Origin of the sequence: Acetivibrio straminisolvens JCM 21531 (genome assembly GCF_000521465.1) — a bacterium.
Taxonomy (GTDB): Bacteria; Bacillota; Clostridia; order Acetivibrionales; family Acetivibrionaceae; genus Hungateiclostridium; species Hungateiclostridium straminisolvens.
Genome location: NZ_BAVR01000002.1, coordinates 42640 through 66223, shown reverse-complemented (window position 1 = coordinate 66223; position 23584 = coordinate 42640). Strand labels below are relative to the sequence as shown.

21 protein-coding genes, 3 pseudogenes and 1 riboswitch are annotated in these 23584 nt (G+C 36.1%); of the genes and pseudogenes, 1 reads left to right on the top strand and 23 read right to left on the bottom strand.

Annotation, left to right across the window (positions count from 1 at the left end; translation table 11 throughout):
- Position 1: 1 nt before the first annotated feature.
- The 9 genes and pseudogenes from JCM21531_RS19770 to JCM21531_RS00750 form a co-directional block, all read right to left on the bottom strand.
- Positions 2–139 (bottom strand): hypothetical protein, encoded by a 138-nt coding sequence (locus JCM21531_RS19770; RefSeq protein WP_243466988.1) that lies wholly within the window; start codon positions 137–139, stop codon positions 2–4.
- A gap of 463 nt (positions 140–602) precedes the next feature.
- A pseudogene (gene thiC, locus JCM21531_RS00785) lies at positions 603–1903 on the bottom strand (phosphomethylpyrimidine synthase ThiC).
- A 1-nt stretch (position 1904) separates the two neighbouring features.
- Positions 1905–2978: a thiamine phosphate synthase gene (locus JCM21531_RS18160; RefSeq protein WP_094184699.1), complete on the bottom strand. Its 1074-nt coding sequence runs from the start codon at positions 2976–2978 to the stop codon at positions 1905–1907.
- A gap of 89 nt (positions 2979–3067) precedes the next feature.
- Positions 3068–3679 carry a sulfur carrier protein ThiS adenylyltransferase ThiF gene (gene thiF, locus JCM21531_RS00775; RefSeq protein ID WP_038286673.1) on the bottom strand — a complete coding sequence of 204 codons (612 nt, stop codon included), beginning with the start codon at positions 3677–3679 and terminating at the stop codon, positions 3068–3070.
- A 16-nt stretch (positions 3680–3695) separates the two neighbouring features.
- Positions 3696–4802, bottom strand: coding sequence for a 2-iminoacetate synthase ThiH (gene thiH / locus JCM21531_RS00770; protein WP_038286671.1), 1107 nt, complete (start codon positions 4800–4802; stop codon positions 3696–3698).
- A gap of 41 nt (positions 4803–4843) precedes the next feature.
- Positions 4844–5610 (bottom strand): annotated as a pseudogene (locus tag JCM21531_RS00765) (thiazole synthase).
- 4 nt (positions 5611–5614) lie between these two features.
- The gene (thiS, locus tag JCM21531_RS00760; RefSeq protein WP_038286670.1) at positions 5615–5815 is read right to left on the bottom strand and encodes a sulfur carrier protein ThiS; all 201 of its coding nucleotides are present in this window, start codon (positions 5813–5815) and stop codon (positions 5615–5617) included.
- A gap of 77 nt (positions 5816–5892) precedes the next feature.
- Positions 5893–5998: riboswitch (TPP riboswitch) on the bottom strand.
- A gap of 59 nt (positions 5999–6057) precedes the next feature.
- Positions 6058–6659, bottom strand: a pseudogene (gene yihA, locus JCM21531_RS00755) (ribosome biogenesis GTP-binding protein YihA/YsxC).
- Between the two features lie 72 nt (positions 6660–6731).
- The gene (locus JCM21531_RS00750; RefSeq protein WP_038286669.1) at positions 6732–7799 is read right to left on the bottom strand and encodes a hypothetical protein; all 1068 of its coding nucleotides are present in this window, start codon (positions 7797–7799) and stop codon (positions 6732–6734) included.
- A gap of 581 nt (positions 7800–8380) precedes the next feature.
- Here JCM21531_RS00750 and JCM21531_RS00745 point away from each other — a divergent pair.
- The gene (locus tag JCM21531_RS00745; RefSeq protein ID WP_038286667.1) at positions 8381–8581 is read left to right on the top strand and encodes a J domain-containing protein; all 201 of its coding nucleotides are present in this window, start codon (positions 8381–8383) and stop codon (positions 8579–8581) included.
- Positions 8582–8716: 135 nt separating this feature from the next.
- Here the strand turns inward: JCM21531_RS00745 and JCM21531_RS00740 are convergent, their stop codons facing one another.
- From JCM21531_RS00740 to JCM21531_RS00680, 14 genes are all read right to left on the bottom strand, one after another.
- Positions 8717–9898 (bottom strand): electron transfer flavoprotein subunit alpha, encoded by a 1182-nt coding sequence (locus JCM21531_RS00740; protein WP_094184698.1) that lies wholly within the window; start codon positions 9896–9898, stop codon positions 8717–8719.
- A 47-nt stretch (positions 9899–9945) separates the two neighbouring features.
- Positions 9946–10728, bottom strand: coding sequence for an electron transfer flavoprotein subunit beta/FixA family protein (locus tag JCM21531_RS00735; protein WP_038286663.1), 783 nt, complete (start codon positions 10726–10728; stop codon positions 9946–9948).
- Positions 10729–10761: 33 nt separating this feature from the next.
- Positions 10762–12459, bottom strand: coding sequence for a thiamine pyrophosphate-binding protein (locus JCM21531_RS00730; RefSeq protein ID WP_038286661.1), 1698 nt, complete (start codon positions 12457–12459; stop codon positions 10762–10764).
- A 10-nt stretch (positions 12460–12469) separates the two neighbouring features.
- Positions 12470–13090 carry a cupin domain-containing protein gene (locus tag JCM21531_RS00725; protein WP_038286659.1) on the bottom strand — a complete coding sequence of 207 codons (621 nt, stop codon included), beginning with the start codon at positions 13088–13090 and terminating at the stop codon, positions 12470–12472.
- A 94-nt stretch (positions 13091–13184) separates the two neighbouring features.
- Positions 13185–13724, bottom strand: coding sequence for an acyl-CoA dehydrogenase family protein (locus tag JCM21531_RS00720; protein WP_038286657.1), 540 nt, complete (start codon positions 13722–13724; stop codon positions 13185–13187).
- A 23-nt stretch (positions 13725–13747) separates the two neighbouring features.
- Positions 13748–13924 (bottom strand): acyl-CoA dehydrogenase family protein, encoded by a 177-nt coding sequence (locus JCM21531_RS18155; protein ID WP_243466998.1) that lies wholly within the window; start codon positions 13922–13924, stop codon positions 13748–13750.
- Positions 13925–13929: 5 nt separating this feature from the next.
- Positions 13930–14325, bottom strand: a complete 396-nt coding sequence (locus JCM21531_RS00715) for an acyl-CoA dehydrogenase family protein (protein ID WP_038286655.1) — start codon at positions 14323–14325, stop codon at positions 13930–13932.
- Positions 14325–15020 (bottom strand): type 2 periplasmic-binding domain-containing protein, encoded by a 696-nt coding sequence (locus tag JCM21531_RS00710; protein ID WP_038286653.1) that lies wholly within the window; start codon positions 15018–15020, stop codon positions 14325–14327. The genes JCM21531_RS00715 and JCM21531_RS00710 overlap by 1 nt, the downstream gene beginning before the upstream one ends.
- A gap of 15 nt (positions 15021–15035) precedes the next feature.
- Positions 15036–16238: a phenylacetate--CoA ligase family protein gene (locus JCM21531_RS00705; protein WP_157833633.1), complete on the bottom strand. Its 1203-nt coding sequence runs from the start codon at positions 16236–16238 to the stop codon at positions 15036–15038.
- 207 nt (positions 16239–16445) lie between these two features.
- Positions 16446–18638, bottom strand: coding sequence for a chorismate-binding protein (locus JCM21531_RS17515; protein ID WP_054846949.1), 2193 nt, complete (start codon positions 18636–18638; stop codon positions 16446–16448).
- 2 nt (positions 18639–18640) lie between these two features.
- Complete coding sequence (locus tag JCM21531_RS00695) at positions 18641–19252, bottom strand: flavodoxin family protein (RefSeq protein WP_054846948.1); 612 nt, start codon at positions 19250–19252, stop codon at positions 18641–18643.
- A 23-nt stretch (positions 19253–19275) separates the two neighbouring features.
- Positions 19276–20622: a B12-binding domain-containing radical SAM protein gene (locus JCM21531_RS00690; RefSeq protein ID WP_054846947.1), complete on the bottom strand. Its 1347-nt coding sequence runs from the start codon at positions 20620–20622 to the stop codon at positions 19276–19278.
- A gap of 497 nt (positions 20623–21119) precedes the next feature.
- The gene (locus JCM21531_RS00685; RefSeq protein ID WP_038286650.1) at positions 21120–22166 is read right to left on the bottom strand and encodes a copper amine oxidase N-terminal domain-containing protein; all 1047 of its coding nucleotides are present in this window, start codon (positions 22164–22166) and stop codon (positions 21120–21122) included.
- 341 nt (positions 22167–22507) lie between these two features.
- Positions 22508–23554, bottom strand: a complete 1047-nt coding sequence (locus JCM21531_RS00680; RefSeq protein ID WP_038286648.1) for a copper amine oxidase N-terminal domain-containing protein — start codon at positions 23552–23554, stop codon at positions 22508–22510.
- Positions 23555–23584 lie beyond the last annotated feature (30 nt).

The window sequence follows — 23584 nt, the reverse complement described above, 5'->3', positions numbered from 1 at the left end:
CTTAAGGTATTGGCTGATAAACACCTGTCGCAAATGCGAAATCATTAATATTGTTGTACCATTTCAACAAATGCGGCAAATCATTTATTTTCAAATCCCTAAGGTATAACTCCTCACCGTCAATGTTCAAAGGATACATTTAGGACTCCTCAACAATCAATTTAACGATAATTATGCATTTCGCTACAATGTTATATATTTCTCCATAATCAATTAAAAATCCTTTTAAAATCTTATTTTCCGTGACCTATACAATAATTTTTATACAAAATACATAAAACCTTATTATGTATTTTGTATTATTTTCACCAAAAACAAGACCTATTTTATTTAATTATTGTTCAGTTTACCAATTACCTAAAGTATATAGATGTAATATACTAGTATTGTACTTGAAAACTTTTTAACATACTTTTTCCTCTATACATTAATATATATTACCTGCGGCGTAATTAACAGCTGCAGTTTTTTGTATAAAAACCTTATAGCAAGCTCCTAATTAATATAAATAGATACTAGATTCCATAATATGAAAAACAAGGGGTTATCCCCCTTGCCCCCTTGATTTTTCAGTCTTTATGAATACGTTTCATATTTTCGTTTCAAAGAATAATACTTATATTTTCACCCTTAAGAGCCTTGTTTGTATTCCTTATGGCACACATCTTGCCGCACATGGTACATGTATCTTCATCTTCAGGCATAGAGCTTTTTCTGTACTTTTCTGCCTTTTCTTTATCTATCGCAAGTTCAAACATTCTGTTCCAATCAAGGTTTTTTCTTGCTTCACTCATCCGGTAATCCCAATCTCTTGCGCCCTTAATACCTTTTGCTATATCTGCAGCGTGTGCCGCAATCTTTGACGCTATTATTCCCTCTTTCATATCATCTATATCGGGAAGTCTCAGATGCTCTGCGGGAGTAACATAGCACAGAAAATCCGCACCGTTTGCAGCAGCAATAGCTCCGCCAATTGCACTTGTTATGTGGTCATATCCCGGAGCAATATCCGTAACAATCGGACCTAATACGTAGAAAGGCGCACCGTGCAAAGTCTTTTCTCCAAAACCATATTTGCGGCAATTTCGTTTATAGCCATATGTCCCGGTCCCTCAATCATAACCTGTACGTTCTTATCCCATGCTCTTTTTGTAAGCTCACCCAAAACAATAAGTTCCTGTATCTGCGCCGCATCGGTGGAATCATTTATGCTTCCCGGCCTTAATGCATCCCCAAGACTTATTGTCACATCATACTTTTCAAAAATTCCAAGAAGTCTTTCATACTGTTCGTAGAAGGGATTTTCATTTCCTGTAAGCTCCATCCATGCAAATATCAAAGATCCTCCTCTGGACACTATATTGGTAAGTCTGCCGTTTTGCTTAAATCTCCTGGCAGTTTCCAGATTTATGCCGGCATGAATTGTCATAAAATCTACGCCGTCTTCGGCATGCTTTTCCACCACTTCAAAAAATTCTTCAGCAGTGATGTCTTTAAGATCTTTGTCATAAAAGCCTACAGCATCATATACCGGCACAGTACCTATCATTACAGGAGACATTTTCACAAGCTGCTGCCTAAACTCCCTGGTTTTACCGTAGGAACTCAAATCCATTATCGCTTCAGCCTTAAACTCAATTGCTTTTTTAGCCTTTTCCAATTCCATGTCAAAATTGCAGCAATCTTTTGATATTCCGATATTAACATTGATTTTTGTCCTTAAACCTTCTCCAATCCCTTCCGGAACAAGGTTTTTGTGGTTCTTGTTTGCCGGTATGATTACCTTTCCGGAAGCAACAAGCTTTAGCAATTTTTCAACCGGCATATCCTCTTTTTGGGCCACTATCCTTATTTCATCGGTTATTATCCCTTTTTTTGCAGCATCCATCTGAGTTGTATACATTTTATAAAACTCCTCTCGAAAACTTTGATTTTACTCTCCCAATTTTTTGTTCAATATCATCTGCACCGACAATCTCGGTAACCATAGATATGCAGCCGGCACCCCGGGCCAAAACTTCATCCATATTGTGCTCTTTAATACCGCCTATGGCAACATAGGGAAGCTTTATGTTTTTTATCACATAGTCAAGGTACTCAAGACCCACCGGTTCACAGACATTCTCTTTTGTATATGTTCTATAAAGAGGGCCCACTCCTATATAGTCTGCTCCACGCTTTACCGCATCCTCTGCCTGTTTTGGCGAATGAGTGGATACCCCGATAATCATTTCATCCCCGACAAGCTCTCTAACCCTTTCTATAGGAAGATCATCCTGCCCTAAATGTACCCCGTCAGCCCTCACCATCATTGCAATATCAACATTATCGTTTACAATAAATGTAACGTTTGAAGCTAAAGTCATCTCCCTTATTTTTTGACACTCATTGTATTTTTCCAGAAGACTTTTCTTCTTTTCTCTATACTGAATTATCCTGATTCCGGCCTTTATCATTTTCTCTACTACCTCAATATTGCTGCGGCCTTTAGAGTGTTCTTCCGACGTAATGCAATAAAGACCGGTCATTATTTCATTCAATCTATTTCTCTTATTTCCGCCAACCATGAATTTAAAATACTCCTTTTCAATACTGTATACCTCAAACCTGTAGCCTTCATATAGTTTGGAAAGTTCATTTTCATTGACGACCTTAAGGCTTTCCTCTATAGTCCTTAAAGCCTCCTGAATACGTTTGAAGTTTGCTTGGGCAAGCTCTGTTAGTGAGGTTTTCCGGTCAATGTCCAGTTCCATTGATGTTTTTAACCCCACATCATTTGCCGAATCCCTGCTTTCTATAAGGTTTGGGAGCAGCTTTGAAATATTCTTTCTTATACCGTGTCTCAATTCCTTGAGCTTTTTTGAAAACGGTCTGTCATCATAGCAAAATCTTGCCAAATCCTCCAAAACCCTGAGCCCTTCAGATGCTCTGTTTATATTGGCATCCAGTACCCTATAAAGATTATTCAATCCCTTCACCTCCCCCAAAGTTTCATATTCTAAGTATCATTTATCACACTTCAGTTCAAAGAAAACGGTATACACCATTTATAACCAGTGGGAGACATCTATTGCACCGTTAAAAAAAAGCTCAAAATCAAATCCGCCTGTTTTGCTGCCGCAATATTAACTCTAGGAGAAAAGGGAGGAACGCCTTCTTTAACTCCGGTCACAAAATCCCCGACCATATAAAACTTGTCATGAATTTTTCGAATTTTTATCTCATCACTGTTTCCCCAGCCGGCAAGTCCCGATGCACATACAAAAAACTTTCCCGACGAAGCGAAAGTCTCCACCATCATGGTCTTACACTCCACCTTGTCAAACGCCTCCACCACAGCATCGCAGTCATCGAACAACTCCCTTACATTATTTTTATCCACCTTTTTATGTATTGCCTCTATTGTGATGTCAGGGTTGATCCGGGACAGATTTTCCTTTAAAGCCAAAACCTTAGGACAACCCAATTGGTCCAAGAAGAAAAACTGCCTGTTTAAATTGGATGGCTCCACCACGTCAAAATCTACTATCTTTAAAGATTTAAAACCGCTTCTTACAAGATGTAAAGCACAATTGGAACCAAGTCCCCCAGCGCCTGCAATCCCTATTTTGACTTTATTGAGTTTTTCAAGCCTCTCTTTTCCAAGGTAGGACATAAGCCCATTTTCAAATTCATTCATAACTGCCTCCAAAACTTTATATTGCCTGCCAGTCTTTAAATACCGGCTGATAACCTTTGCTGTAAATCAGTTGCTTCATTTCTTCCACACCACGCCTGTCATTAATATCAAACTGTCCGTCACTTTTATCATCAAGGGTGTGTCCCCCTACCTGAGTGCTTGATGCAGCAGACATTTTGGTAACTCCGAGGCCTATAAGATTATTTCTAAGCTTTTCACTCTCCCTCGTGGAAATTGTAATCCCAGCCCTTGGCATAAACAGCCGGTGAGCTATCATTATCTGTACCAACTCTCTGTCCTCGACCTTGCAGTCAGGCATAAAACTTCCGCAGTGGGGTCTTATTCTCGGAAGGGATATGCTTATTTCTACATCCGTATATTTGTTTTGCAGATAATCCGCATGAAGGCCCGTATAAAAAGCCTCTCTCCGCCAGTCATAAAGTCCCAAAAGAGCACCGATATTTACATTCCGCATAGATGCCCTGCATGCTCTTTCCGGAGCATCAAGCCTGTATAAGTAATTTCTTTTTGGACCTTTTAAATGAAGAGCCTTGTATTTTTCTTCATTATATACCTCTTGATAAATGGTAATGCCGTCAACACCCTTCTCTACCAGCTCGGCATACTCATTTTCATAAAGAGGATAGACCTCAATCGATATGGACCTGAAGTATTTGCGTAAAATTTTGACACAGTCCTTTATGTACTCGACAGGACTTTCCTTTCTGGACTCTCCCGTTAGAATCAGAATATGTCTAAGGCCCGTTGAGGAAATTGCCTGAGCCTCTCTTTCAACCTCTTCCAAAGAAAGTTTCTTTCGTTTTATATTGTTGGTTATATTAAAACCGCAGTAGACACACTGATTTACGCAGTAATTTGCAAGATACATCGGTGTATACAGGAATATGACCTTTCCGAAATTCTGCAGTGTAAGCTTGTTTGCCTTTTGAGCCAGAAGTTCCAAGTACTTTACCGCCTTATTTGAAAGAAGCATGAGAAAATCAAGCTCTGTAAGGCGCCTGTCTTTATTAATTATGTTAATAATATCCCGGTCCGTTACCTTTTCCAAAAAACCTTCAAAATCAAAATTTTTATACTCCAGATACCTTTCATAAAAGCTCATTATTCATTCCCCATTTACTATGCAAATAATTCATTAACCTGTCATACAAGAAATCCCGTAAGAGGCGATGAAGCTTCTGCGTATTCCTTTACCGGACCCATACCGGAAAGAAAAGCTTTTCTTCCGGCTATGACCGCATTGGCAAAGGCTTCGGCCATTATCACAGGGTCCCCTGCCGTAGCAATCGCGGTATTTACCAAAACAGCAGCAGCACCGAGTTCCATAGCTTCACAGGCATCGGAAGGCTTGCCTATTCCGGCGTCCACTATCACAGGGATATCAATTTCATCAATCAGAATTCTAATCATTTCCTTCGTTTTAAGCCCTTTATTGGTTCCTATAGGAGCTCCCAACGGCATTACGGCAGCGGCACCGGCATCTTTTAGCTTCTGGCATCCATAAGATCGGGATTCATATAAGGAAGCACCGTAAATCCCTCTCGTACAAGCGTCTCCGTTGCTCTTATGGTCTCAAGGTTGTCCGGAAGAAGATACCGATTATCCGATATAACCTCAATCTTAATAAAATCGCCGCATCCCGAAGCCCGGGCAATCCTTGCGATTCTAACAGCCTCTTCAGCATTCCTTGCTCCGGATGTATTTGGCATAAGAATGCAATCTTTCGGAATGTATTCCAGCATATTTTCATCATCAGAATCAAAGTCAATTCTTCTTAAAGCTACAGTGACGACCTGAGCTCCAGACATCCTTACAACATCAGGTATTATCCTGTTTGCAGAAAATTTACCGGTACCGATAAAAAGCCTGCTGGTAATTTCTCTGCCTCCAATAATCAATTTGTCGTCCATTTTTTCATCCTCCCCCTACAAATCGCAGTACTTCAAGCTTATCGTTTTCTTTTAGTACAACACTGTCCCATTCTTCCTTCCGAAGAACGTTCTGGTTGTATTCAATAACTACACTTTCCGGTTCAAGACCCTTGCTGCAAATTAAATCCATAAGTGATGTACCGTTAGCTACTTCAGTTTGCTTGCCGTTTAAAGTAATAAACATCCCGTCACCTCCCCAAAACTAAAATTTCATACAACTAAAAAACGCCTATCCCGAAGGATAAGCGTCAATAGACCAATACACCATATTTAAAGCTTCCCTCCGGCGGTACTAACCGCATCAGGTTCAAAGGGTTAAGAGACAAAGGTCTCTTTCTCAGCCATAACGGCACCCCTAGCACAAATGTTATTTTTTTATTCATTATATATCAATACCAATATATTGTAAAGCCAAACTAATGCATTTTATGAAAAAGATGATTCCTCCAAAATTTCCTCCCACAATTCATCTCTTCCCTGCTTTGTTTCCGAGGAAAGGAGATTATTTTTACATCATCTCGAAGCTTTAGAGTATTGCGTATGTCCGAAAGCCTCTCCTTTATTTTTGAACGCGGTATCTTGTCAAGCTTGGTAGCAACAACCACATAGGATCTTTTCATGGTTTTCAGCCATTCATGCATAAGGACATCATCAGAAGTCGGAGAATGCCTGATATCCACCAGCATAACAACCTTCCTTAGCTGTTCTCTTTCCGTAAGATATGTCTCAATTAAATCTTTCCAGCCGGATTTCATAGATTTTGACACCTTTGCAAAACCATAGCCCGGAAGATCGACAAAATAAATTTTATCATCAATATTGTAAAAATTTATAACCCTGGTCCTTCCCGGCGTTGCAGCAACCTTTGCGAGATTCTTTCTATTCAACATCGCATTTATGAGTGATGACTTACCTACATTAGACCTACCTACAAAGGTAATCTCCGGTATATCATTTTTGGGATACTGGTCAGGTTTTACAGCCGTAATCTCAAATCTTGCGTTGTTCAAATTCAATTTCAACTTCATCACTCCTTATATCAAAACTTCTATTTAAAAAAATGAACACAAACGGTATTATAACATTTATCCGGCAAATATTTAAGTACTTTGTAGATAGTTCATATACTCGCCAATCCCGCCATTAAAAATTCTGTTGATCTTATTCCCAAAAAAGCTCCTATACTTATTGGTTGCGGTTTCGCTGTTAAGAAGCACCACATCAATAGAAAGTTTTCTCTCTTTTCTGTGCCGAAGCTTAAGCTCGCAGATTTTAAGAAGGTGCTTGAATTCGTAGTCTGCCTGAGGAAGCGAATACCCGATAAAAACCCACTTTTCGGAGTTTGTAAGCATATCCTCAGCCCTATCCCATATATCCGGAAAAGAGTTTGTCCTAAAGGATTTTCTGTAACTTTGAGTTGCTATATGGGCCGATACATTATCTCCGCATATAAAGCATCGTATGTCCTCTAAAAAAATCCTGTCGGCCAACTCCTTCATCTCATCGAACAACTCAAAATCAGATTTTTTAAATCCTATTTTTCTTATGTTAGGCATCCGGGATAAGGTATCGTTTATCAATACCCTGCAGTTGTCGCAATAGAGCCAATTGCAAGAACCGTGCACTTTTACGACTTTGATTCTTCTGTCTTCATTCCTTTTTTCTTTAAAACGGCCATCTTCCGTCAGATACTTTCCTCCATTGCAATAATCGATTACTATACCCGGGTCAATCATAGAAATATATTTTTCCAACACCGTGTCCCAGTTTAGTACCAAAAATCCTGTATCCTCAAGCCCATGTTCAATAAAAAACCTTATGAGCTTGTCTACCTCCCGGGAATATGTGAAACTGTCTTCCAAAATCGAAAAAATTCTATAAATTATTAGCCTCTTAAGGGCTCTAAGATGAATAGGAGAGTACTTTATCCCCAAATGATGCTCTGAATTGGTTGATATATCCATACAAGTAAGCAAATCATCCAGCTCCGGATATATATCTTTTTCAAAGCCAAAAACATCCCTCAGAAACCCTTCCATCACAAGGGAAACTCTGTTTTCAAAATCATTATTTTCCCTAGCCTTTGTTAATAACGCAGGTATTTCAGATTGTATAGGCACTCCAGAATTTTTTGAAAAGCCTGCTCCAAGTATTAATGTCGTCTTCATGTCATCTCCACATATCATTATTCTTTGATATTTATATGTGATACAGTTTTATTTTTTCATAACCATTCAATATTTATCAAAGTTAAATGCAATTTTTTATATACTATCATCATTGCCAATTCTCCTGCCTTTTTCTCAATTGATTTTGTTCACATTTTATGATAAAATTCATTATTATTGCTGGAGGTGATAAAAAGATATGTGGCGAACATGGGTTTACTTGTTAGCTGTTGTTGCTATTCTTGGTGTTTCATTCTTTTTCCTTATGCGTTCTGCGGATAAAAAACTTGAAGATTTAAAAGCAAAATCAAAAAAGAAAAAAATAAAAATATGAATAAAGCTTAAGATAATAAAACTATATTAGAGTCATGTTGTCTTAAGCTTTATTTACATAATTTAAAATAGGAATATATTCCTATTATGGTCCTATTCACTGTAAAACATATTGATATAAAAATTTACCGATGCTATAATTTACTTATAAAATATATAGAAAACATAATACCAATAATCGTTGTTAACATACAGATAATCATTGTAATTGCATTCACATAAATTATTTTTTTACGGGGGGAGTATTTATGGAATCAATTCAACGCAACAAACAGCTAGTATCTAAATTCAATGAAATTCAAGAGGAAATTCTAAGAATTGGCTGGAACGGTATAATTCAAAAATACCATCCGGACATTAATTGTGACGACGAAAATTCCGCCAAAATGTTCAAAATGTACAAATGCATCTACGAAAACATGAGGAAACGCGTAATTGTCAACCCTTAGTTTGCATTTTAAATGACTAGGTATATTCAGCAGTTAAAGCTTTTAAAGTCTGAAGGCAAAAAGAACAAAACTCTCCTTTATGCCTTCAGACTTATATAATTTACGGCTTGTTAGTTGCACTACAAAATTTACAGATTATATTTCATCTAAAAGCAGATTCAGTATTTCCATAACGTCCCCAACAATACCTATAGATGCAATTTTAAATATTGGAGCGTCTTTATCTCTATTTATAGCAATAATAGTATTAGACGAAATAATACCGGCTGTATGCTGCACCGCTCCCGAAATTCCTAAAGCAATATAAATTTTGGGTGACACAACTCTGCCTGTTTGTCCAATCTGATAACTACAATCCATCCAGCCGGCATCTATAACAGCCCGGGTAGCGCCTAATTCAGCTCCCAGTTTATTTGCCAACTTTTTCACCATTGGTATATTTTCAGGTTTTCCAATTCCCTTGCCAATACCAATAATAATTTCTGCATTAGAAGAACATATAGATTCCTTTGCAACCCTTTCAACTATTTCAACTTTTTCACTTTTATTTATAATAACAGGTACCTCTTCTATAAAACCTTTACGTTCAAATTCTTTATTTGCCGGCATAAATATTCCCGGTCTTACTGTAGCCATCTGAGGCCTGTGAATTGGACATATTATACGTGCTAATAAATTTCCTCCAAAAGCAGGCCTAGTTTGCAATAACAACCCAGTTTCATTTTCAATCTCAAGCTCAGTACAATCAGCAGTCAAACCTGTTTTCAAGCGTGTTGCAACACCAGGTGCCAAAGCCATTCCATATTTGGTTGCCCCAATAAGAACAATTTGCGGATTAAATACATTTATAATCTGCTCTAAAACATCAACATAAAGATATTCGTTGAAAGTTTCCAATAATGAATTATCTACTTTTATTACTTTATTTACATCGTAATAAGTAAGTTCAATAGCAATATTATCGATTTTATGACCAATAACAATCACTGAAAGCTCTTCTCCAAGCTGATTGGCTATTTCTCTTCCCTTGCAAATTAGCTCTAATGAGACATCTTTGATACATCCGTTTTCATGCTCACAATAGATAAAAACCCCTCTATATTCTCTTTTCCTTTGAATTATTTCCTGTCCCTCATCAAAAACTATTGCATTAAACGAACATGATGATATACATACTCCACATGCATTACAGTTATCTTTAATTATAAATTTACCGCCTTCAAAAGCAATCGATTTGCTGGGACAATTGTCAATACATGCCATACATTCAAAACATCTATCCTTTATAATTCGTATTTGTGCCATCAATACCTCCATCCAATCCTTCTTCTAAGAGCCAAAAATAAGTTTTATTTAATCCAATTCTAACATTTTAACTTAATAATCCTATTAATAATTTCTTTGGCCTGCTCTTTAGGAGAACCTTCAAGAAATTCACATGTTTGTAGAAAACAAGGCGTATATGTTTCTTTTACTCTTGTAGGCGAACCGGCCAAACCGCATAAGTTTTTATTCACCCCAAGCTCCTCTGAATTCCATACTTTTATTTGAGTTCTGCGAGCTTTTTTTATGCCATTTAACGACACAAACCTTGGTTGATTTATATTTTTTGCAACCGATATAACGCAGGGAAGATGCGCTTTTATAATATCATATCCGGTATCATTATCTCTTCTACATTGGATTGTATAGTTTGAGATGTTTTCAATGTGATTAACGTTAACAATATACGGTATATTGAGGGTTATACCTATACCCGGCCCGACATGTCCGGTACCCCCATCTGCAGTATGCTGACCGCAAATAATCAAATCAAATTTTCCCATTTTTTTGATACCCGCAGACAATATATAGGAAGTAGCAAGAGTATCAGAACCTTTAAAAGCCGGATCGCTTAACAATACAGCTTCATCTGCCCCCAATGATACGGCTTTCTTTAGCAAAAAAGCTGTTGAAGGCACACCCATACTGATTACTTTAACTGTACCTCCAAAACAATCTTTTATTTTCATCGCCTCTTCGAGGGCAAATAAATCATTTGGGTTTATTATTCCTTTCATATCCCCACGTTCTATAACATTAGTAACGCTGTTTAACTTGACTTGATTTGAATTAGGAACCTGTTTAATGCATACAATAATATCCAAATTTAATCCCCCAATTAGTATCTCTTTTTTTACTTATTTCATAGCTTTTAATGACTCATTAAACATAATTGCCCCTGGCGCAAACAAATCATAATCTACAAGCACATTGATGCAGGCTGGTTTGCCGGAATCTATTGCATTTTTTATAGCAGGAATAATTCGGTCATTTCTGCCGACAAATTCTCCATACCCCCCTAAAGCTTCCACCATCTTTTCATAGGGCCTTATCCCCAAATCACATGATGAAACATTTTGTTCTCCATATAATACCTGTTGAGTACTTTTACAAAATCCCCAAGCAAGGTCATTGTGAACAATCACCGTAATAGGTATGTTCAGCCTAACGGCAGTATCCATCTCAATAGCATTAAATCCAAAGGAACCGTCTCCAGTATATAGTATTACTTTTTTATCCGGATTTGCCAATTTTGCTGCAAGCGCTAACGGAATTCCGCATCCCATAGGTCCAAGAGTTCCATCCGGTCCAATAATTAAACGTCCAGGTTTATTAAAACTAAATAACAGACTTCCCCAAAACATAGCATTAGAACCGTCAAGTACAACAATGTCGTCATCGTCGATATATTCCATAATTCCTCTGATAATATTTATCGGATGTATCCTTTCATTTCCTGCCTGACTTGAAATATTTTCCCAGTAATCAGCATCATTTTCTTTTAATTTATCAATCCAGGAAGAATATGATTTTAAAACAATATTTTTTTCTTTAATTAATGTACAAAGTGCGGACAGTGTTTCTCCCGGCTCTGCTATTACAGTCAATGCAGGTTTTGAAGTTATTCTGCTGTTATAATATTCATCTCTACATATATTAATAAATTTTTGCCCGGCTCTAAAAAACGGCAACTTAGCAAGTCCCATCTGATAATCTATGTTTAGCCCAACATTAATTATAACATCTGCCTCATGTAATGCGTATAACTGAGGGCCTGCTTCCAGAACTCTTCCATTTCCGAAACACAGAGAGTGACTATCTGGTATACATCCTCTTGCTTTGTTAACAGTTACAATAGGTATGCCGGTAGTTTCAACAAACTTTACCAATTCATTCTCGGAATGTCCGTAATATATCTCATCTCCGGCAATTATCAATGGTTTCTCTGCATCAACTATGGTATTTAAAATAATATCAAGTGTCTCTCGATTTGGAGAACTTTTGCTTATTATTGTATTATTTTCAGGCCAATTTACCTCTTCTTCATCTATAGAATTTTTCAATATGTTAATAGGAATTTCCAATACTACCGGTCCTCTTAAGCCTGAAACTGCTTTCTTCATTGCAATACTTATGTACTCGGGTATACGTCCGGTATCAAAAACACTTGCACTCCATTTGGTATACTCCCGTATCATACCTATCTGGTCAATATCTTGTAATCCTCCAACATCCCTTTGCTGCGGAACGGTAGAACCCACAATCACCAAAATAGGTGTATTTGCCATATAAGCTTTTACGATACCCGTAATAGAATTTGTAAAACCGGGTCCACCTGTAACAATTGCCACACCAATATTCCTCGTAACTTGTGACCATCCGTCCGCCATATGTATAGCTGCCTGTTCATGTCTGACATCAATGATATCAAGACCATGCTTTTGGGCATGCACAAAAATTGGCGATACGTGATTTCCGACAAGTCCAAAAACATTTTTTATGTTATTCTTCCTCAGAGCAAGTACTAAAAGCTCCCCACCAGTAATCTTTGACATTTTGTGCCTCCTATAGAACAATGAAAACTATGCTACTGTCTTTCATGTTAAGAGTCATATTTTCAATTGAGTTTATCGTTAACTCATAAATTTTCATGGGCTCAAGTACAAACTTTTCTTCCTCATAGGATAAGCAAATATCTTGGGATACTACAGCATAAACATTTTTGAATTCATTTAAGGCTTTCATATGTTGGCCAACGTCAAGAGTGCCGTTTCCATCAATCTTTATAATCTCAGTTGAGCCAATTACGGTTTTTTCAATAGATACTCCATCGGTTTTCGCCTCAGTATGGAATACATTTTGCAGAATCCTATTACCGCCCAAATCAACAGGATAGTCATATTTAAAATCCAAAGCGTAAAAAGTATCCAAAGCATCTGCATAATGAGGTATAGATGAGGCCAACAAATAACTACTGCCTGGATTAATGTCTAAATAGTCGTCGTTATAGAAAAATCTAAAACTACCCCAGAAGCAATATCCAAATTGCGTGTGTGAATGATGGTGCAAATCTAATCCTGTACCCTTATTAATGGTAGATAGCAGTATCTCATACCTATCTTTTATAAAATATGCTTGAATAAAGCCATCTTTAATAACACGGTTTAATGAAACCTGTCTAACCATATGTCCTCCATTAAAATTATCACAATTTTTTTAAAATAAACACAGTCTATAAAATCTTGCCTCTAACTCTTTTTCACCTAAAGTTTTTAAAAATTTATCCTATAATACTGTTAAAAATAGACCATTTAAGTGATTCGCTGGTTCCTCCAATGATACTCAAAATCCTTACGTCTCTATATAATCTCTCTACAGTATATCCTCGAACATAGCCATATCCTCCAAAAATCTGCAAAGCCCTATCACAGATTTCTTTTGCATATTCAGTAGTCTTTAATTTGCATGTGTTTACATAATTGAGTATGCCAGGAGTATTATTATCCAGAAGCTCTGATGTATAAAAAACCGCCAGTCTCATTAATTCAAGCTTTGCTTTCATTTCTGCCAATTCAAATTGGACAGTAGACAATTTATACATGGGAACGGAATTAACCTGTCTTAATTTAGAATATGCAACAGCTTCTTCAAAAGCCCTTTCTGCAATTCCTAAAGCAACCGCAGAATTGGATATTCTCATGATTTCCATCGATTTCATCATCACATTAATTCCCTTACCCTCAGTTCCAAGCAGGCTTGATTTGTGGAGCTTCACATTGTCAAAGTGAATATCTGCTATTTTTAATGACTGTAGCCCCATTGTCTCATCTTCTTTTCCTATTATTACTCCAGGGTTGTTCTTGAGTTCAACAATAAAGAAACTATATCCATGGAACCAACGGGGTTATCATCGGTTTTTGCAAATACAAGTGCATAGTCACCAATGGATGCGTCGGTAATCATAGCTTTCGTGCCATTTAAAATATAGTGTTCACCATCTTTTTTAGCAGCAGTTTTTATCTGGCCTATCCCAAAACCATCCGGTTCATTAACGGCAAAGACACCATTTTTTCATTCTTAATACATGGAAGCAAATACTTTTCTTTCTGTTCTTCAGTAGCAAAAAAGAGTAACGGATAATTATATGTAAAGTTCCTGCATCCAATCATGTGAGCAATTGAAGCATCTGATTTTGCAATTTCACTGATAACAATCATGCTGGAAACTGTATCGATTTCACTTCCACCGTATTTTTCAGGTATTTTAAGAGCTTTATAGCCTAGAGAGCCCAACTCGTTTAAAATATCTTGCGGATACGTACCGGAATTAACTCTTTCATTTACATTAGATTCTATTCTTTTAGCAACAAAATCAGAGATAGCATCTCTTACTAATAGATGTTCTTCATTAAACCGATACATTATATTCCTCCAAAACTATCTGCATATAACTTAATAATGCCTTCCTCTTGAACAGTATTTTCGTCAGAATTGTTTTTAAACAAGCACCAAACAATATGTGCATTATACTTTTTAGATATAAATTGAATACCTTTATCTCGATAAAGCTCATAAGATGTTTCATTTGTTATTCCTACATCTGCTTTTCCCTCTAAAACGAATAATACAGCCTCTGTGGTAGAGCGTGTAGTAACAATTTCAATTTCGGTATCCAAAAGCACATCCCCGGCTAGATATTGCAATATTCCTTGTACTGCCGGACAAGCTGCCACCCTAACCTTCTTTTTAAATGAATAGTTTTCGCCTACTTTTCCAATCATTCCGTAATCAGGTGTATGATAAATAAAATTAAGTACGTTTGAAAATCTGTGATTCCAAAAATAATCGGTAATTCTTTCGTATGCTGAAGGTATTAGGGCATATTCAATCTCTTTATTATTCAATGCATCAAAAACATACCTAAAGTCATCCATTAGACATATTTTATAGCTGCATTTACTGTTGATTTTATTTAGGTAACCAATCATATATTTCACAGCTTGTTCGCTGCTCGTTCCGTGAGGCCCAAGAGAACCAATACGTATATTCTTCATAGAGCTAATTTCATTAATGAAATCTTTATATTGACGTTCAAAAGGCTCAATAATAGTTGTCATAACTACTATCTCCTATCATTCCGTTCTTATAACTTTATTTTCAATAATCCGCTGTGCAGAATCTTTTTCCATATCACCCTCGGATTTCTTCCTACGATCGACAATTCTTGCAGCTTTCCAACTGACTAACGCACCAGTGTATATTACCGGGCTAAGTTCATCGGAATATGCTACTTTTGCTTTTATACCTAATTTATTTTTAAACATCTGTTCGATATTTACGGCACTTTCTTCGCTTTCATCATTCTTCGTCAGCATTTCGATTTTTATTTCAATTTCATCTACACCATCAACATTATCAATAAAAATCTGGTATCCGAGACACTTGTTAATATTCGCCATAATAGTTTCTTCAAATTCTGAAGCTGCATAGTTTCTTCCGTTAATTTCAATTCTATCTTTAACTCTTCCTATTATTTCTATAACATTAGACGGAATTGGCGAATCACCTTCGGGTTCATATATTCTTACCATATCACCGGTACGGTATCTAATAAGAGGTTTACCTCCCGGATTCAACATAGTTACAACCAATTCACCCTCGCCTGTAAATCCTCTAAACTCTCCAGTCACAGGGTCAACTACTTCATAAATATAATTATGTGGAAAGATATGCATTCTATTATTCCTATCACATACTGAAATAACCAGCGCTTCTTGGGAACCATAAAGGAAATTGAATACCTTTGCTCCCCATATACTTTCAATGTTTCTTACCATTGGCTCAGTACACATTTCACCGGTTACCATAAGCATCCTTACATCAAAATCTTTTTCAATATCATAACCGTATTTTTGTGCTGCTTTAAATAGGGTCATGGAAAGTCCAGGTGTACACATTAAAGCATTTATTTTCAGTTTTTTCATTACTTCCAGTGTCTTTGGAAATCCAACAACAGGAGAATACGGCCATGCTTTAACAGAGCAAAATCCAAGATTATCACATACATTTGTAAGGGTATCTCCAAAAGAATGAAGCTCTGTAGGACCAAATATACCGACAACAGGTTTCTCATCTCCAAAAACACTTTGAAACAAATCTTTATATGCCATTGAAATGGTTACATTACTGGAAATAACATCAATCATATTTCTAGGGCACGGCGTAGCTTTACCAGTTGTACCTGTAGTTTCATAAAAATACGCATTGCGGTTAATGGGCTGAGACAACATATCTAAGTCTTCATTCCTTAAATCATCCTTTGTTGTAAAAGGCAATTCTTGAAAATTAAAAATATTATAATTGCTAAAATTATCTTTATAAGGCTCTAGCAGCTTCTTATAGAATGGCGAATTATTATATACATACCTCAAATTGTCGACAAGTTTCTTATTCTGAAGCTCTATAAGGGCTTCTCCTTTTAATTTGCCTTCAAAAAAGCTTTTGCCACTTTCTTAAAATCAACCAAATACTTCTCCAATTCTTCATTCAGCAACAGCATATTCAAACCTCCTTGTGTGCAGTTCTTCAATCGCAGTATAGGTAGCCTTCATTTTATAAATGGTTTCCATCCATTCATTTTCATCTATTGAATCGGCAACAATTCCGGCTGATGCTTGTAAGTATAATTTTTCTCCCATTTTAAGCACAGTTCTTATAATAATAGAACTTACAATATTACCGTTAAAATCAAAAAATCCAAATGCACCGCCATATGGTCCTCTAATCTCAGATTCAAGTTCGGAAATAATCTCCATAGCCCTGACTTTGGGTGCTCCCGTTAGAGTTCCTGCAGGAAAAGTCGCCTCAAAAACCTCCATAGAATTTAAACCTTTATTTAATCTGCCAACCACAGTACTTGTAAGGTGGAATACATGGGAAAACTCTTCAACACTCATTAATTGCGTTACTGCTACAGTACCCGGTATCGCCATTATACCTATATCATTTCTTGCCAAATCCACCAGCATAATATGTTCGGCATTTTCCTTTGCATCATTTTTCAACTTCTCAATGATATTGTTCCTGCTAATTTCATCATGGCCTTTTCCTTTAGATGTACCTGCAATTGGCCTAATCATCACTTCACCGTTCTCTATCCTTAACTGCAATTCCGGGCTGTCTCCTATTAGCTTGTATTCTTTTGAATCCCAGAAGAACATATACGGAGACGGATTAATTTTCCTAAGCTTGTCATACAAATCCAAAGCTTCAATATTTGTTCCTTCTACCGTTAATCTTTGCCCTAACTGAACTTGGAAAATATCTCCATCGTAAATATATTTCTTTGCTTTAGCAACAATATCAAAAAATCTTTCTTTTGTAATATTTGATTTGACAACCATTTCGCATTTTTCATTTTCAAATGTACTTTGATCAGTCTCTTGTAATCTGAAATCATCGGTAGAATTTTTGTCTTTACCGTTCTTGATAAGAGAAATGACTTCATCCAATCCTTCTATTTCCCTGTTTTCTATTCTGTTTTCTATAATCAAGACCTCTTTACTGTTATATTCTACCTCAATAAGCACCTGGAAATATTTTAAATGTACATCAGGTAAATTCAGAACGTTTTTAGGTTTTCTCGGGACATTTTCTATATAATGCAAGTATTCGTATCCGAAATATCCTACAAGGCCATTATTAATCATAATATCCAAATCATGCATATTTACCTGATTAATAGATTTGCTTATAACATTAAAGACATTGGAAAACCTATCATTATCAATATCAAATACTCCGTTATCTTCTCTGTATACTTTTCCAATTATTTTTTTCAGAACTGACTTAATATTTTCACAATCTGAATCTACAATTAATTTTTTATTATCCAGTTTGATCTCAAAACTAGGAAACAGCCCTATAATAGTTTTCGTACAGTCTATATCAGGACCATAAGCAGACTCTAACAAAAAGACTTTGTCTGTTCCTATACTATAGGCTATTCTCCTGAACATTTGATATACGCTTTCGCTAATGGTAATCTTATGAGTATACTGATATATATTCATAAAAGTATCCTGTTCAAATTGGCGTATATTTGATTTTAATAAATTTATTTGCTTTATTTTTTTTGTGTTATCGCTGCATGTTTGAATCAATTTGGATGTCCGCTCAAGAAAGCACTGCAATATTCTTTTTCCCTCAACAGTTAAAACTGACTCAGGGTGAAATTGGACTCCTTCAATATTATAAACCTTGTGTACAACTCCCATTATTTCGCCATCATCACTTTCGCATGTTATTTCCAGACAATCAGGCAATGTCTCCTTTACAATGGCTAGAGAATGGTAACGCGTTGCAACAAATTCCTTATCAAATTCTTTCATTACACCTTTTTTCAATGGTTTTATAATTGAAGTTTTACCGTGCATTAATGTCTTAGCATGTGAAACCACTGCACCAAAGGCTTCACCAATAGCTTGATGTCCAAGGCATATTCCAAAAATTGAAATCTTGCCTGCAAATTCCTTTATAACAGGTATGCAAATCCCCGCATCTGCCGGAGTACCCGGTCCCGGAGATAAAAAGATTGCATCCGGCGACATTTCTCTAATATCATCTAAGGTTATTTTATCATTTCTAAACACATAAACATCATGTCCCAGTTCCCTAAGATATTGATACACATTATACGTAAACGAGTCATAATTATCAATCAATAACAATCTCATTTTCATTTCACTCCCTTTTTAGCAAAATGCCATTCTAAAGTTCTTTTTAAATTCTGTTTAAGAGCTTCTATACCCTCAGTATCAAAGTTCACATCACCAGGAAATTTTCCCAAACCGTAAAACAAAGGAAGAAAACCGCTGCCTACAACAATCATTTCGTTTAACAGGATATTGAGCAAAATTTGAGTTGCGACAGTTGTATGAGCATACCTTCTGCCAATTACAATTACCATAGCAAGCTTGTCTCGAAGAGGTCTTCCCTGGGGTCGCAAAAATCCAAACCCTGCTCTCTCTAGAAATGTCTGAAAGATGCTATTGGATGAAAATGCGTAAATAACCGGAACATATACAATTATATCTGAAGCTTTCATATCTTCGATTACTTCTTTAACATCATCATCCAATACACACTCATTCATAGAATTACACTTATAGCAAGACTTGCAATAAAGTATTTTCTTTTCAAGCAGAAATATGCTTTTAATATTTATCCTGTCACAATACGGACTTGTCTTTACAATATCCAGTATCTTTTCAGAGTTTCCGTTTCGTCTATGAGACCCAAATATAAACAATAAGTTTGCCTTATCCTGAGGCTCGTTTATTGATTTCATGTTATACCTCTCTTATTTGTTTTTCAGCTTTGGTTTTCCAATTTCAGGTTTTTTATTCTGCTGTTGTAAAGTTTACCCCATTCCTTGTTGATTCTATAAACAGCTTTCGCATTTTTCAATTTTCCCGTACTAATAAATGCCATACATGCTCTCTGCGTAATCGAAAACCTTGAAAATAATTTTTTCCATAACCATATAGTACCGTCTTTTAGCTGATGGCTCGTAAGCTTTGATAACTTATATAATGGAAATTTTGATCTCTTATAATGTTTCCAGTCTTGAGGGAAGTTGGTATAAATCAAACGTCCTTCCGCACGCATCCTTTCAAATAACCTTGTTCCAGGATACGGCACCAGCGGTCCGACATGTGCCATTGCAAGCTTCAATTTTTTTATTGTTTTGAATGTTTGCTTGAAGCAATCGAGACCATCTTCATCATTGCCAACTATAAATGAACCAAATACTTGTATACCATGCTTTTGAATCTTTTTAGCAAACTGAGCACTTTCTAAATATTTCACATTCATTCTCTTGTTCATTTTACCTGATAAAACCGCTAAAGAACCCGATTCAATACCAATGCAAACACCTATGCATCCGGCTTTTTGCGCTATTTTTATCAGTTCTTCGTTGTCGGAAAATTGTACAGGCACTTGGGCAATCCATATTTTATTGATATTGCTTTCGATCATTTTTTCACATAGCTCTTTAAATCTTTGGTGATCATCATGAGAAAACCCAAGCAAGTTATCATCTGCAAAAAAGAAACTTTTTTGGGGCATATTTTTAAGCTCTTCAATAACATTATCAACAGGCCTTTTTCGATATGTTGCTCCGTTTAATGCTGTAACTGCACAAAATTCACAATTCGCAGCACAACCCCTGGTTGTTTGAATGATACCCCAATTATATTTGGGATTATATAAATGAAAAGCTTGTTGCGGAACTTTTGCCAAATCTACAGGCTCCTTAGCTTCGTAAAGCCTTTTCAAAGAATTGTTCTCAAAATCACTTATAATCTCATTCAAAACATCCTCTACTTCTCCCTTTACAACAACATCAACAAATTCAAGAGCTTCCTCACTGCAAACACTTGCATGTATGCCGCCCATCATTGTAGTAATTCCCATTTTCCTGAATTGGTCAGCCATTTCATATGCTCTTAATGCATGACATGTCATTGCTGTAATACCAACCAAGTCACATGGTTCGGTTCTAAATTCTTCAAAAAATTCATCCCTAATTACAACTTCCCAATTTGAAGGCATTAATGATGCAATAATTCCCAAACTCAAAGGCGGATACAGCCTTTCCCCTACTTCCTGCTCAAAAGGTTTCGGGTTCCACAACACAAGTTTACGTTTTTTCATTTTATCCCCCCGCCACATATTGAAAAATTTACCAGACAAACAAACTAAAAAAGCTAGATGCACAAGCATCTAGCTATATACCCAAAGTACTAGATCTCGTCTCATCTTATCTCACCTCACCTAATCTCGTCTCGTCTCACCATATTTACTTGTTAAACTAAAACATATACTAAAAACTAATCTCATCTAACTCTAACTCAACTCGTCAAAAAACATCGAAAACTTCAATAAGAGGATTATTATTTTCTACTATTAATAAGAACTTAATATTTTCATCAGGCAGTACTTTCTTATCTTTATATTAAATAGTACTTAAAACCCTAACAATCTCAACTCAATCTCAAAATCTAGCAAACCAAAAACTCTAAAATATAGGATCATTTTAACATACAATGTTAATGAATGCAATAGAATTTTAATTTAATTTCAGTAAACATTATTCACTTGTTTTGCCGGTTGGCTCAATCCCAATTTTACTGCCTGTTTTTCTTTTAATCTCATATTAGTTCTTCAAAAGTATTATCCAAAAAAACTCTATCGATATCCAGCAAACCTCTTTGTAGAGAAAGCAAAACAGCTATTTTCGTAGTATACCATACTCCTTTTTTCAACTTACCTTCAAACCTGTCAAGATATTCGTCAGATGCTTCGTGATATATAAATTCCAGTCTACCTACAACTACTGCATCTGTGGGTGCTAATGTAAAAATTTCCGCATCGGCAAGAACTTCAAGATCAGAAGGACCCGCAATAAGCTTTACTTCCCGTATTATAGAATTCTCCACAGCATTTTTATATACTGCTCTCATAATTCCTGTAAACGGCGCATCGGGATAGTATGCAACAAATTCTTTGCTATAATCCACATTTCCAATAAAATGTTCTACATGTGATTTTACCATGGAGAAATAATATTCTCTGTCTTTGTCAGTAAGAACAACCCTGATCTCAGGCATTTTTAAATGAGGAATAAGCTCATCAAAATCTATCCCCATATTATCGATACATTGATAATAATTATCACATAATGCAGGATTTATAAGGAACACACGCCGTTTATTTTTGGTATCTATAATAACCTTATATTCGCTTGCATCCCAGTAAACATTATAGCCAAATGCTTCAGTAATAGCCCTATAAGGTACAAAAGTTCTATTGTTTCTAATAACAGGTTTGGAGCCTATCGGAACTGATTTGTATTGATATTCTTCCAAATCGGTAATATGTATGAAATCTTTATCATCATTAAGATAAAATCTTATTTCTATGTCATCATGAGTAATTATAACTCTTCTTAGAATATCATCCCACTCAACCTTTGCTCCAAAACTCTCTGCAATTGCACGAATGGGTACCATAGTTCTTCCAACTTCATTTATATAAGGTTTTGCATCTGGAAATTGCAGCTCTTTGTCATCGACATATACTTTGAGCTCGGGATGTTCTGAGGTTGAAGCAATCGTTACGTTGCCTGTAAAGCCTGTGATAAAAACAACAAATATTACAATAACCGCTAAATGCTTGAATAAAAGATTCCTCTTCATTTTGATTCCTCCACTTTTCCGGTATTATTCAGCCTGCCGCAAAATAAAAACCAGCTTCTGCATTAAATCTACTTTTAACCGTATTTAATTTTACTCCATGTTTTTGGCAGAGTATAGTCTAAAGTTTAGCTTATCCGGATCTTCCGGTCGGCTTGCCACCAATAATAAAAGCTCGAGACATCGAGTCCCTTCGCTTTTGCCTCTTTCATTTCATTCCAAGAGGCCAAATAATATAACCGCCACACAACATGGCGGTAACAACTAACTTCACATAATATTAAAATTTACGATACGTTTTAAACTTACTATAAAAAACAATGTATAAAATCAAGCATTATATCTTACTTTATTTCCTCAAATGTATTGTCTAAAATGACATTACCGAGAACCAGATCGGTTGGCCGCAAGTTTAATCTTACAGCTATTTTTGTACTGTACCAAACGCCCTTTTCCAACTTGCCTCCAAACCTATTAAGATATTCATCAGACGCTTCATGATATATAAATTCCAGTCTACCTAGAACTATTGCCTCAGCAGGCCCCATTTCAATAGCAGGATAATCGGCAAGAATTTCAACATCGGAAGGATCTGCAATAAACTTCACTTCCCGTATTATAGAATTTTTGACAGCGTCATTATACACTTCTTCCATAACTGGTGTAAATGGAGCAGTAGGATACTCCGGCTCAAATTCTTTACTAGAATCAACATTTCCAATTATATTCTCGACATAATCTTTAGCCCGGTATAAATAACTTTTTCTCATTTCATCAGTAAGATTTGTCCTAACCTCCGGGCTTTTTAAATGCGGTATAAGATTTTCAAAATCTGTGTTGAAATTTGACACACATTGATAATATGTATCACTTAAGCCGGGATTTATGCAAAATACAGGTTGCCTGTTATTTGTATTCACCGTAACCTTGTATTCTTTTTCATCCCAGTAAACTTGATAGCCAAAAGCTTCGGTAATAGCCCGATAAGGTAAATATGTACGGTCGTTTCTAATAACAGGTTTAGAGTCTAATTGAACAGTTTTACTTTGACTCGTTTTTATATCGCGAACAAGCATGACACTTTCGACATAGTCAGGCAAAAATTCTATTTCTATGTCATCATAAGTAATTGTAACTTTTCTTAGAACACCATTCCAATCAACCATTGCTCCAAAACTCTCTGCAATTGCACGAATCGGAACCATAGTTCTTCCGGATTCATTTATATAAGGTTTTGCATCCGGAAATTGCAGTTCTTCATCATTAACATATACTTTCAGTTCGCGTTGTACCGGAGTTGAAGCAAACGTTACGTTGCTTGCAAAACCTATGACAAGGGCAAACACTATAGCAATAATCTTTACATTTTTCAATAAAAGATTCTTTTTCATTTTGATTCCTCCACTTCCCAGTATTTAGTA

Excerpts from the sequence above, each read along its gene's own strand:
- JCM21531_RS19770 (WP_243466988.1), bottom strand. The coding sequence starts at position 139 with ATGTATCCTTTGAACATTGACGGTGAGGAGTTATACCTTAGGGATTTG.
- thiF (WP_038286673.1), bottom strand. The coding sequence starts at position 3,679 with ATGAATGAATTTGAAAATGGGCTTATGTCCTACCTTGGAAAAGAGAGG.
- thiH (WP_038286671.1), bottom strand. The coding sequence starts at position 4,802 with ATGAGCTTTTATGAAAGGTATCTGGAGTATAAAAATTTTGATTTTGAA.
- thiS (WP_038286670.1), bottom strand. The coding sequence starts at position 5,815 with ATGTTTATTACTTTAAACGGCAAGCAAACTGAAGTAGCTAACGGTACA.
- JCM21531_RS00750 (WP_038286669.1), bottom strand. The coding sequence starts at position 7,799 with ATGAAGACGACATTAATACTTGGAGCAGGCTTTTCAAAAAATTCTGGA.
- JCM21531_RS00745 (WP_038286667.1), top strand. The coding sequence starts at position 8,381 with ATGGAATCAATTCAACGCAACAAACAGCTAGTATCTAAATTCAATGAA.
- JCM21531_RS00740 (WP_094184698.1), bottom strand. The coding sequence starts at position 9,898 with ATGGAGGTATTGATGGCACAAATACGAATTATAAAGGATAGATGTTTT.
- JCM21531_RS00730 (WP_038286661.1), bottom strand. The coding sequence starts at position 12,459 with ATGTCAAAGATTACTGGTGGGGAGCTTTTAGTACTTGCTCTGAGGAAG.
- JCM21531_RS00725 (WP_038286659.1), bottom strand. The coding sequence starts at position 13,090 with ATGGTTAGACAGGTTTCATTAAACCGTGTTATTAAAGATGGCTTTATT.
- JCM21531_RS00720 (WP_038286657.1), bottom strand. The coding sequence starts at position 13,724 with ATGGGGCTACAGTCATTAAAAATAGCAGATATTCACTTTGACAATGTG.
- JCM21531_RS00715 (WP_038286655.1), bottom strand. The coding sequence starts at position 14,325 with ATGTATCGGTTTAATGAAGAACATCTATTAGTAAGAGATGCTATCTCT.
- JCM21531_RS00710 (WP_038286653.1), bottom strand. The coding sequence starts at position 15,020 with ATGACAACTATTATTGAGCCTTTTGAACGTCAATATAAAGATTTCATT.
- JCM21531_RS17515 (WP_054846949.1), bottom strand. The coding sequence starts at position 18,638 with ATGAGATTGTTATTGATTGATAATTATGACTCGTTTACGTATAATGTG.
- JCM21531_RS00695 (WP_054846948.1), bottom strand. The coding sequence starts at position 19,252 with ATGAAATCAATAAACGAGCCTCAGGATAAGGCAAACTTATTGTTTATA.
- JCM21531_RS00690 (WP_054846947.1), bottom strand. The coding sequence starts at position 20,622 with ATGAAAAAACGTAAACTTGTGTTGTGGAACCCGAAACCTTTTGAGCAG.
- JCM21531_RS00685 (WP_038286650.1), bottom strand. The coding sequence starts at position 22,166 with ATGAAGAGGAATCTTTTATTCAAGCATTTAGCGGTTATTGTAATATTT.
- JCM21531_RS00680 (WP_038286648.1), bottom strand. The coding sequence starts at position 23,554 with ATGAAAAAGAATCTTTTATTGAAAAATGTAAAGATTATTGCTATAGTG.